We start from the raw sequence: 11318 nt of genomic DNA on the forward strand, positions 1-11318 counted from the left end.
CTGAGCGAGGAGCCGCCGCGCGAGTACGGCGACGACCTCGCGCAGGCGCTGCGGGCGGCGCGGCGCGGGGGTGACGCGTACGCGGGCCGGTGGCACCGGGAGGTGCGGCGGCTGGCGGCACTGGCGGGCGACGGGCCGGCCGCACCGGGCGGGGACGCACCGGGCGGGCCCGCTCGTGACGCACGCGGGGACGAGCACGTCGCCGGGGTGGTGGCCGCGCTGGCGTTTCCCGAGCGGCTCGGGCGGCGTGACAAGGGGTCCTGGCTGATGGTGTCCGGGACGCGGGCCGAGGTGCGGGACGGGAGTCCGCTGCGGGACGCGGAGTGGGTGGCTGTCGCGGTGGCCGACCGGCCGGTCGGCGCCGGGCACGCACGCGTGCGGCTCGGTGCCGTCGTGGACGAGGAGACGGCCCGGTGGGCGGCGGGCCCACTGCACACCGAGGGCGACGAAGTGGCATGGGACGACGGGGAGTTGGTCGCCCGGCACGTCGAGCGGCTCGGGGCCGTCGAGCTCGCCGTGCGCCCCTTGCGGCAGCCCGCTCCGGCGCTCGTACGGGAGGGGTTGCTCGACGGGCTGCGGCGGGAGGGACTCGGGCTGCTGCGGTGGGACCGGGACGCGGCGGGGCTGCGGGAGCGGCTGGCCTTCCTGTCCGCGCAACGGGGCGCGCCGTGGCCGGACATGAGCGACGAGGCGCTGCTCGCGCGGGCCGACGCATGGCTGGAGCCGGAGCTGAGCGCGGCGCGCCGGCGCTCCGACCTGGGCCGGATCGATGCGGGCCGGGCGCTGGTGCGGCTGCTGCCCTGGGCGGGCGGGGAGGCGGCCCGGCTCGAGGAGCTGGCGCCGGAGCGTCTCGAGGTGCCGAGCGGTTCACGGATCCGGGTGGACTACACGGATCCGGAGCAGCCGGTGCTCGCGGTGAAGCTCCAGGAGATGTTCGGGCTCCAGGAGACGCCGCGGCTCGCCGGGGTGCCGGTACTGGTGCATCTGCTGTCCCCGGCCGGGCGGCCCGCGGCGGTCACCGCGGACCTGGCGTCGTTCTGGCGCGAGGGCTACCGGGCGGTGCGGGCCGATCTGCGCGGCCGGTACCCGAAGCATCCGTGGCCCGAGGACCCGGCGGCGGCGCTGCCGACCCGGCACACGAACGCCCGGCTCAGGCGGTGACCGGTTCGGGCTCGGGCAGGGCGCTGTCCTCGGGGTCGCCGGGGCGCCTGCTGCGGGCCTCCAGCCACAGGGCGAGGGCGAGGAGCAGGACGCCGAGGGTGAGGAAGCCCCAGGGCAGGTAGGCGGTGAGCAGGAGGACGAGGACGCGCTGGGACTTGACCAGGGCGACCGTGTCCTCGATGTAGTCCTCGCGCATCTTCACGTGCCCGGAGAACGCGGTGACCTTCTTGCCCTCGCCGAGGAGGCTGCCGCCGCGCATCTCCTCCTTGTGGATCTCCTCCCCGTAGACGGGGGCGCCGGTGGTGGGGTCGACCCAGAACTTGCGGACGGTCGTGTACCACATCTCGGTGCCGGTCTTGGCGACGGACTCGGGGGTGATGCCCTTGACCGGGAGCTTCTTGGGGAAGGGGACCTTCGTCCAGGGGATGGTCTGCTCGAAGTAGTAGACCTTCACCCCGCGGAAGTCCTGGGTGCCCTTGTAGTGGATGGGGCGGGTGACGCGGGCCCGGGCGTCGAAGTACTCGTAGTCCCGCTTCTCGGTGAGGAACGGCCACTTGAACTCGATGCCCTCGCGCTTGACCGCGTCGCCGTCGACGGACTCGCCGGTGGCGTGGACGGGTTCGGAGCTGTGGGCGTCGAAGATGTACCGCTCGGGGATCTGGGAGACCATCTTGCCGTCGGGGCCCACGACGTAGGTGAGCCCGTCCCAGACGACGACGTCCCGTCCCGCGCTCTTCTCGATCTTCTCCGACTCCTCGACGTTCCCCTTGAGCGTCTGCACGATGCTCAGCTTGGGGACGGTCTTCTCCTTCATCGTGCCGTAGTCGATGAGCGTCGCGTTCTTCGCCTCCAGGACCATGGTCTGGTACTGGCTGGGCGGGATCTTCGCCAGGCGCGGGAAGGCGTACCAGCGCATGAGCGGGGACAGCGCCGTGCAGAACACGGCGAGGGCGAGCAGGATCAGGCTGGCCTTGCGGCGCATCTCGGCGGCCCTCCTCGGCGGTGCGTCAGGGGTGCGGGGACGGGTCAGGGGTGCTTGGGGACCGTGGTGAGCAGCGGCTTCGGGGACGTCTCGCCGGGCGGGGCGCCGATGGCCGTCATGGTGAGGACCAGCGCGAGTGCCGCGGCCAGTCCGATCCCCGCCGCGATGAGGGCACGCATGTCCGACCTCCCGTGTCCGCCGTATCTGATGGTGCGTCAGGCCTCGTGGGTCGGTGCACCGTAGCAATGCCGAGGGCAGATGAGAACAGGCGGAGCAGGACGGACCGAGCCCCCGGCCACGGGGGCCGGGGGCTCGGTCGGGCCAAGCGTCGTGCGCGTTACGCGGACGGGCTCGCGGAGGCGGACGGGGACTCCGAGGCGCCGTCGGAGGGGGCGGCCGTCACCTTGAGCTCGACGGTGAGGGTGGCACCGCCCGTCGTGGTGATACGCAGCAGGAAGGTGCCGGTGGCGTCGTCCGCGTACAGCTTCGGCAGGCGCAGCGTGCCGTCGTCGGCGGTCTTCAGGTCCTTCCAGGTGCGTACGGTCTTGCCGTCGGCGTCCTTGAAGTAGGGGCCCTTGTCCGCCTCGGTGGCGTCGTCGGCGGACGTGATCAGTGTGGCGGTGGCCGCGACGCCGTCGGCCGCCGCGCCCTTGTAGGTCGCCTTCACCGTGACGGGGTCGGCGAACTCCTCGCCCGCGACACAGCTCAGCTCGTCGTCACCGACGCGGACCAGCTTGTCGGCGGCCCGGGCCGTGACGTCCGCCGTGTAGTCGAGGCCGGCGAGGGTGCGGCCGACGACGGTGGCGCGGACGGTGAACCGGCCCGTCTTCTCGCCCGCCGTGAGTGCCGGCGCGGTGGCCGTGCCCGAGCTGTTCGTGGTGGCGACGACGCTCTTGGCGCCGCCGGAGAACGCCGCGTCCGTGTCGCCGACGACCGCGAAGCGGATCTTGACGGTGGCGACGCCCTTGCCCTTCGCGTTCGTGGCGCGCACGGCGACCTTCTCGGCGAACGCGTCGCCCGCCATGGCGCTGAGCCGGCCCGTGTCCGCGTCGCCGAGCTCGGTGACGCTCTGGGTCGGGCTGGTGCTCGGCGGGTCCGAGGGGTCGGACGGATCCGACGGGTCAGACGGGTCGGTCGGCTTGGACGGGTCGGTCGGCTTGGACGGGTCCGTGGGCTTGGACGGCTTGTCCGGGCCGGAGGGGTGCGTCGGGGAGGGGCTCGCCGAACCGCCGCCGCTGCCCGGGGTGGGGCTCGGCGACGGGGTCGAGCCGCCGCCGGAGCTCGGGTGCCGGGGCAGCACACCGCTGCCGTCGGGGACCTCGTGGGCGCCCTTGCGGTAGAACTCGAACCAGGACAGCACCGTGGCCAAGTAGTCCGAGGAGTTGTTGTAGCTGAGGATCGCCTTGTTCAGGTCCCCGGCGTCCGACAGGTCGCGGTCGGCACGGCACAGGTAGTGGCCGGTGGCGAGCGCGGCGTCGTAGATGTTGTTGGGGTCCTTCTTGCCGTCCCCGTTGCCGTCGCGGCCGGCCCACTCCCAGGTCGACGGGATGAACTGCATGGGGCCGACGGCCCGGTCGTACACCGTGTCGCCGTCGTAGAGGCCGCCGTCGGTGTCCTTGATGTGGGCGAAGCCCTTGCCGTTGAGGGGCGGGCCCTTGATGGGGTCGATCGTGTCGCCGTTCGCGTCGACGTTGCCCCCACTGGCCTGGCCGGACTCGACCTTGCCGATCGCGGCGAGCAGTTCCCACGACACGTTGCACCCGGGCTTGCTGGTGGCGAGCGCGGCCTCGGCCTTCTTGTAGGCGTCGAGGACCGTCGCCGGTATGCCCGCCTCGGTGTCCTTGGCGCCGCCGCCGGGGCTCGCGGTGGGGTCGTCGGTCGGGCTGTTCAGCTTCGGCAGGTCGGTGTAGTAGTCCGGACCGCTCGCCCCGTCGGGCGACGAACCGTCGTCGGAACGGTCGGCCGCGGAGCGGCCGTTGTCCGCCTGCGGAGTGGTCACGCCCGGGGCCTGCGAGGCCGAGAGCGCCGCCACCGCCACCGCGGCGACCGCTGCCGTGACCGCACCCCTGCGCAGCCGCCTGCCGAATACCGCCGCCATGCCGCGAACCCCTCCCAGTCGTCCGACGTCGCCCCCATGCCCGGTCCGTCCCGGATCGCGGGACTTCGTGGAGCTACGTGGACCCGTCTGCTCCCCGGCGCACGGACCCAGCCGACCCTACGACAACTTCCTGCGCGCAGACACCTGTTCGTGCCCGGTATTCACCGAATGACCGGGGAGATGACCTCTGTCGTAGGCTGCCTGGCTCAGCGATGCCGAACTGGGAGGGGCCGTCGTGCCGTTCACGCTCAGCCACGCGGCGGCGGTCCTGCCGCTGATCCGCAGGGACGGTTCGGGGCGGGGCCGCTGGGTGCCGTCGCTCCTGGTCGCGGGGTCGTTCGCCCCGGACGTCACCTACTTCGCGGCGAGCGCGGTGCCGGGGGCGATGCGCTTCGGGGAGGTCACGCACTCCTTCTGGGGTGTGGTCACGGTCGACGTGCCGATCGCGCTGGCGCTGGTGGGGCTGTGGCGGCTGGTGGCCGGGCCGCTGGCCGGGCTGCTGCCCGCACGGCTGCGCGGCCGGACCGGCGCCCCGGCCGGGCGCGCGCGCACCGGAATCCGGCCGGGTGCCCTGCTGTGGTGGTACCTCTCGGCGGCGCTCGGCGCGCTGACCCACGTGGTGTGGGACGCGTTCACGCATCTGGACCGGTGGGGGATGCGGGTGCTGCCCGTCCTGGGCGAGAAGGTCGCGGGCTCACCGTTGTACTGGTATGCGCAGTACGGGGGTTCGGCTCTGGCGCTCGGTGTGCTCGGGGTGTTCCTGTGGCGGGCGCTGCGCGCGGTGCCGGGCGGGGCGGCGCCGGACGCCGCGTCCCCGGCGGACCGGCGGATCGCGCTGCTCCTGATCGGCGGCTGCACGGCCGGCTGCGCCGCGCTCCGGATCGCCCGCTGGCTTGCGTACGTGGACGGCGCGGGCCTGGAGTGGCAACCGTGGGAGATCATCCCGACGCTCTGCTTCGGCGCCGGCGCCGGACTCGCCCTCGGCACGGTGCTGTACGCGACGGTCCACCGCGTGCGCGGCCGCCGCACCAGCGGGTCCGGCGGGGCCGGCGCCGGACGCGACGGAGCCGGGTACGACGGAGCCGGACACGACGGCGGGGCAGGACCGGGTGGTCCTGCCCCGCGGACGGCGGACACGGCCTAGGGCCTGTCCGGCGGATCAGGCCGCGCCCCAGGCGGTGCTGCGGGAGCGCTGACGCTCAGTGCGCGGCCGACTCCCAGTTCGGACCGAGGCCCACCGAGACGTCGAGCGGGGCGTTCAGATGGACGGCCGCCGCCATCTCGCGGCGCACCAGCTCCTCCGCGGCCTGCGCCTCCCCCGGTGCGATCTCCAGGACGATTTCGTCGTGGACCTGGAGCAGCATCCGGGAGGTGAGCTTCGCCTCGGCGAGCGCCCTGTCCACGTTGAGCATCGCGATCTTGACGATGTCGGCGGCGGTGCCCTGGATCGGGGCGTTGAGCGCCATGCGCTCGGCCATCTCGCGCCGCTGGCGGTTGTCCGAGTTCAGGTCGGGCAGGTAGCGGCGGCGGCCGAGCATCGTCTCCGTGTACCCGGTGGCGCGCGCCTCGTCGACGACGCGGCGCAGATAGTCACGCACCCCGCCGAACCGCTCGAAGTACGTGTCCATCAGGGCGCGGGCCTCGCCCGCCTCGATGTTGAGCTGCTGGGAGAGGCCGAACGCGGACAGGCCGTACGCGAGGCCGTAGGACATGGCCTTGATCTTGCGGCGCATCTCGGCGTCGACGGCGGCGTGCTCGACGCCGAAGACCTGGGAGGCGACCGTGTTGTGCAGGTCCTCGCCGGAGTTGAAGGCCTCCAGGAGGCCCTCGTCCTCGGAGAGATGGGCCATCACGCGCAGCTCGATCTGGCTGTAGTCGGCCGTCATCAGGGACTCGAAGCCCTCGCCGACGACGAAGCCGCGGCGGATGGCACGGCCCTCGTCGGTGCGGACCGGGATGTTCTGCAGGTTCGGGTCCGTGGAGGACAGCCGGCCGGTCGCGGCCACCGTCTGGTTGAACGTCGTGTGGATGCGGCCGTCGGCGGCGATCGTCTTGATCAGGCCCTCGACGGTGACGCGCAGCTTGGCCTGCTCGCGGTGGCGCAGCATGATCACGGGCAGCTCGTGGTCGGTCTGGGTGGCCAGCCAGGCGAGCGCGTCCGCGTCGGTCGTGTAACCGGTCTTGGTCTTCTTGGTCTTGGGCAGGTCGAGCTCGCCGAAGAAGACCTCCTGGAGCTGCTTGGGCGAGCCCAGGTTGAACTCGTGGCCGACCGAGGCGTGGGCCTCCTTGACCGCCTGCTGGACGGCGCCCGCGAACATCTGCTCCATCGACTCGAGATGGGCGCGGTCCGCGGCGATACCGTGCCGCTCCATGCGGGCGAGGAGGGCCGACGTGGGCAGCTCGATGTCGGTCAGCAGCTCGGCCGCGCCGACCTCCTTCAGCCGCTCGCCGAAGGCCTCGCCCAGGTCGAGGATGGCGCGGGCCTTGATCATCAGCGCGTCGGCCTCGGCCTGCTCGTCCTCGTCGGTGCCGAAGGCGAGCTGTCCGTCGGCCGGGGCCGGGGCCAGCTCGCGGCCCAGGTACTCCAGGGACAGGGCGTCGAGCGCGAAGGAGCGCCGGCCGGGCTTGACCAGGTACGCGGCGAGCGCGGTGTCCATGGTGACGCCCTCGACGTGCCAGCCGTGCTCGGCGAAGACGCGCATGACGCCCTTGGCGTTGTGCAGCACCTTCGGCTTCGCGGCGTCGGCGAGCCAGGCGGCGAAGGCCTGCTCGTCGGCCTCGTCGAGTGCCGACGGGTCGAACCAGCCGGCCTCTCCCCCGGCGGCGGCGAGCGCGACCTCGGTGACCGAGCCGGTGCCCAGGGACCAGCTGTCGACCGTGGCGAGACCGAGGACCTGGCTGCCGTGCCCGGCGAGCCACGGGGCGACCTGGCCGGTGGAGAGCACCGTCCCGTCCAGCTCGACGCCGGGCTCGGCCGGGGCCTCCTCGGCCTGCTCGGCGCCGGGGTCGACGGCGAACAGGCGCTCGCGCAGCGACGGGTTCCTGATCTCCAGGGTGTCCAGGATCATGGCGATCGACGTGCGGTCGTACGGCTCGCGGGCGAGGTCGGCGACCGTCTTCGGCAGCTCGACGTCGCGCACCATCTCGGTGAGCCGGCGGTTGAGCTTGACGGCTTCCAGGTGCTCGCGCAGATTCGCGCCGGCCTTGCCCTTGACCTCGTCGACCCGCTCGACCAGGTCGGCGAAGGACCCGAACTGGTTGATCCACTTCGCGGCCGTCTTCTCGCCGACGCCCGGGATGCCCGGCAGGTTGTCCGACGGGTCGCCGCGCAGCGCGGCGAAGTCCGGGTACTGGGACGGGGACAGCCCGTACTTCTCCTGGACCTTCTCCGGCGTGAACCGGGTCAGCTCGGAGACGCCCTTCGTCGGGTAGAGCACCGTGACGTGGTCGGAGACCAGCTGGAACGAGTCCCGGTCACCGGTGACGATCAGGACCTCGAAGCCCTCGGCCTCGGCCTGGGTGGCGAGCGTGGCGATCACGTCGTCGGCCTCGAAGCCGTCGACGGCGAAGCGCGGCGCGTGCATCGCGTCGAGCAGCTCGCCGATCAGCTCGACCTGGCCCTTGAACTCGTCCGGGGTCTTCGACCTGTTCGCCTTGTACTCGGTGAACTCCGCGGAGCGCCACGTCTTGCGGGAGACGTCGAACGCCACCGCGAAGTGCGTGGGCGCCTCGTCGCGCAGCGTGTTCGCCAGCATCGACGCGAATCCGTAGATCGCGTTCGTCGGCTGGCCCGTCGCCGTCGTGAAGTTCTCCGCGGGCAGCGCGAAGAACGCCCGGTACGCCAGCGAGTGCCCGTCCATGAGCATCAGCCGGGGGCGCCCTCCCGCACCGGAGCCGGGGTCCGCCGCCTTCGTCGGCGCAGTCGCCGCTGTCTTCGCCGTTTTCGCTGCTTTCTCTGCCACGTCCCCGATCCTGCCAGACCCCACTGACAGTGCGGCCCACCCCGGACCGGCCGCCGTGCTGTCCGTCCCCCGTGCGAGGATCGGAGGTGACGTCGCACAGCGCACCGGCAGGACCGCTCGAAGGGGAGCAAGCCATGGCCAGCAAGCCGCCCGCGTCGGACCCGGTCCAGGACGCGCCGCAGGTCGCGGCGCCGCAGCACCACGCCGCCGGGCTCCCCGCCGTCAAGGAGTCGCTCCGGATCGCGCGGGAGCAGATGGGGGTGCGGCGCACGGCGCTGACCCTGCTGCGCGTCAATCAGAAGGACGGCTTCGACTGCCCCGGCTGCGCCTGGCCGGAGCCGGAGCACCGGCACGCGGCGGAGTTCTGTGAGAACGGGGCGAAGGCGGTCGCCGAGGAGGCCACGCTGCGCCGGGTGACCCCGGAGTTCTTCGCCGCGCACCCGGTGGCGGACCTGGCGACGCGCTCGGGGTACTGGCTGGGCCAGCAGGGCCGGCTCACCCACCCCATGTACCTGGCGGAGGGCGCCGAGCGGTACGAGCCGGTGAGCTGGGAGCGGGCCTTCGACATCCTCGGCGAGGAGCTGACCGCGCTCGGCTCCCCCGACGAGGCGGTCTTCTACACGTCGGGCCGCACGAGCAACGAGGCGGCGTTCCTCTACCAGCTCTTCGCCCGCGAGTTCGGCACGAACAACCTGCCGGACTGTTCCAACATGTGCCACGAGTCGTCCGGCTCCGCCCTCACCGAGACGATCGGCGTCGGCAAGGGCAGCGTGCTGCTCGAGGACCTCTACAAGGCGGACCTGATCATCGTGGCCGGGCAGAACCCGGGCACGAACCATCCGCGGATGCTGTCCGCGCTGGAGAAGGCGAAGGCGGGCGGCGCCCGCATCATCTCGGTGAACCCGCTGCCGGAGGCGGGGCTGGAGAAGTTCAAGAACCCGCAGACGCCCAAGGGGCTGACCCGGGGCGCCACGCTGACCGACCTGTTCCTGCAGATCCGGCTCGGCGGCGACCAGGCCCTCTTCCGGCTGCTCAACAAGCTGATCATCGCCGCGGCCGAGAGCGACCCCGGCTCGGGCGCCGTCGACGAGGCGTTCGTCGCCGAGCACACGCACGGCTACGCGGAGTTCGCCGAGGCGGCCCGCGCCGCCGACTGGGACGAGACGCTGCGCGCGACCGGCCTGTCGCGTGCCGACATCGAGCGGACCCTGGAGATGGTCCTGGCCTCCCGGCGCACGGTCGTGTGCTGGGCGATGGGCCTGACCCAGCACAAGCACTCCGTGCCGACGATCCGCGAGGTGGTCAACTTCCTGCTGCTGCGCGGGAACATCGGCCGCCCCGGCGCCGGGGTCTGCCCGGTACGCGGCCATTCGAACGTGCAGGGCGACCGCACCATGGGCATCTTCGAGCGGCCCGCGCCCGCGTTCCTCGACGCGCTGGAGAAGGAGTTCGCGTTCGCGCCGCCGCGCGCGCACGGGTACGACGTGGTCCGGGCCATCCGCGCGCTGCGCGACGGGGACGCGAAGGTCTTCCTCGCCATGGGCGGCAACTTCGTCTCGGCGTCCCCCGACACCGAGGTCACCGAGGCGGCGATGCGGCGCGCCCGCCTGACCGTCCACGTCTCGACGAAGCTGAACCGCTCGCACGCGGTCACCGGCGCCCGCGCCCTGATCCTGCCGACGCTCGGCCGCACGGAGCGCGACCTTCAGGGCAGCGGCGAGCAGTTCGTGACGGTCGAGGACTCGATGGGCATGGTGCACGCGTCGCGCGGCCGGCTGGAGCCCGCGAGCCGGCACCTGCTGTCCGAGCCCGCCATCGTGGCCCGGCTGGCCCGCCGCGTCCTCGGCGACGCCTCGCGCACCCCGTGGGAGGAGTTCGAGAAGGACTACGCGACGGTCCGCGACCGCATCGCCCGCGTCGTCCCCGGCTTCGAGGACTTCAACGCGCGCGTGGCGCACCCGGGAGGCTTCGCGCTGCCGCACGCCCCGCGCGACGAGCGCCGCTTCCCGACCGCGACCGGCAAGGCGAACTTCACGGCGGCCCCCGTCGAGCATCCGGAGGTCCCCGAGGGCCGCCTGCTGCTCCAGACCCTGCGCTCGCACGACCAGTACAACACCACGATCTACGGCCTCGACGACCGTTACCGGGGCATCAGGAACGGCCGCCGGGTCGTGCTGGTCAACGCGGACGACGCGCGGGAGCTCGCGCTGGCCGACGGCGCCTACGTGGACCTCGTCAGCGAGTGGAGCGACGGGGTGGAGCGGCGCGCCCCCGGGTTCCGCGTCGTGCACTACCCGACGGCCCGCGGCTGCGCCGCCGCGTACTACCCGGAGACCAATGTCCTGGTGCCGCTGGACGCCACCGCGGACACCAGCAACACCCCCGCGAGCAAGTCCGTGGTCGTCCGCCTGGAACAATCGGCGACCGACTGAGCGTTTGCTCAGCCGACGCGTCACTTCGGAACAGGTACGACGAACGGAGCCGGGCCCCATGGGCGAGCAGCAGAACGTGAAGTTCCCGCAAGAGGTCATCGACGAGTACGCCGCCCTCGGCGTCGACCTGCCCGCGCTCTTCTCGGCCGGGGACCTGGGCGCCCGGATGGGCATCGACATCAAGGAGGCCGCGGCGGACCGGGTGGTCGGCACCATGCCCGTCGCGGGCAACACCCAGCCGTACGGGCTGCTGCACGGCGGCGCCTCCGCGGTCCTCGCCGAGACCCTCGGCTCGGTCGGCTCCATGCTGCACGGCGGCTCCGGCAAGATCGCCGTCGGCGTCGACCTCAACTGCACGCACCACCGCAGCGCCCGGTCCGGCCTGGTCACCGGTGTGGCCACCCCGGTGCACCGGGGCCGCACCACCGCCACGTACGAGATCGTCATCAGCGACGACCAGGACCGGCGCGTGTGCACAGCCCGGCTGACCTGTGTCCTGAAGGACATGCCCCAGCAGTGACCCGGACAGGCCTTGTCCGCGAGGGGTGCGGCCGCGGTCGCACCCCTCGCCCCGCGGGCCGCCGACACCCTAGGTAGCGGCCCGCGCCCGGGCGCCGGGTGACGGTGCCCGCCCGCCGGGCGCCGGGATGCGCCCGCGCCGCCGTGCGCCCGCGAGGTCCGCG

8 protein-coding genes are annotated in these 11318 nt (G+C 72.9%); 4 read left to right on the top strand and 4 right to left on the bottom strand.

The window, feature by feature from the left end:
* Positions 1-1161: ATP-dependent helicase C-terminal domain-containing protein (locus GTW43_RS19990; protein WP_272922547.1), on the top strand; the 1161-nt coding region annotated here is incomplete at its 5' end.
* Here the strand turns inward: GTW43_RS19990 and GTW43_RS19995 are convergent.
* From GTW43_RS19995 to GTW43_RS20005, 3 genes are all read right to left on the bottom strand, one after another.
* Complete coding sequence (locus GTW43_RS19995) at positions 1151-2143, bottom strand: DUF3068 domain-containing protein (protein ID WP_161303386.1); 993 nt, start codon at positions 2141-2143, stop codon at positions 1151-1153. The two genes, GTW43_RS19990 and GTW43_RS19995, sit on opposite strands and share 11 nt — an antisense overlap.
* A 44-nt stretch (positions 2144-2187) precedes the next feature.
* Entirely contained in the window at positions 2188-2322 is a 135-nt protein-coding gene (locus GTW43_RS20000) for an SPW_0924 family protein (protein ID WP_161303387.1), read from the bottom strand.
* A 158-nt stretch (positions 2323-2480) separates the two neighbouring features.
* Positions 2481-4241, bottom strand: a complete 1761-nt coding sequence (locus tag GTW43_RS20005; RefSeq protein WP_161303388.1) for a lytic murein transglycosylase — start codon at positions 4239-4241, stop codon at positions 2481-2483.
* Positions 4242-4476: 235 nt separating this feature from the next.
* On the opposite strand from GTW43_RS20005, the gene GTW43_RS20010 reads away from it, so the two are divergent.
* Entirely contained in the window at positions 4477-5385 is a 909-nt protein-coding gene (locus tag GTW43_RS20010; RefSeq protein ID WP_161303389.1) for a DUF4184 family protein, read from the top strand.
* Positions 5386-5440: 55 nt separating this feature from the next.
* Here GTW43_RS20010 and polA read toward each other — a convergent pair whose 3' ends face one another.
* On the bottom strand, positions 5441-8107 hold the full coding sequence (gene polA, locus GTW43_RS20015) for a DNA polymerase I (RefSeq protein WP_161303392.1): 2667 nt from the start codon (positions 8105-8107) through the stop codon (positions 5441-5443).
* Positions 8108-8337: 230 nt separating this feature from the next.
* Between polA and GTW43_RS20020 the strand changes: the two genes are divergently transcribed.
* Positions 8338-10635 (top strand): FdhF/YdeP family oxidoreductase, encoded by a 2298-nt coding sequence (locus GTW43_RS20020; RefSeq protein WP_161303390.1) that lies wholly within the window; start codon positions 8338-8340, stop codon positions 10633-10635.
* A 58-nt stretch (positions 10636-10693) separates the two neighbouring features.
* Positions 10694-11155, top strand: coding sequence for a hotdog fold thioesterase (locus GTW43_RS20025; protein WP_161303391.1), 462 nt, complete (start codon positions 10694-10696; stop codon positions 11153-11155).
* The last annotated feature ends 163 nt before the right edge of the window (positions 11156-11318 follow it).

Source organism: Streptomyces sp. SID5785 (assembly GCF_009870065.1).
Taxonomy (GTDB): Bacteria; Actinomycetota; Actinomycetes; order Streptomycetales; family Streptomycetaceae; genus Streptomyces.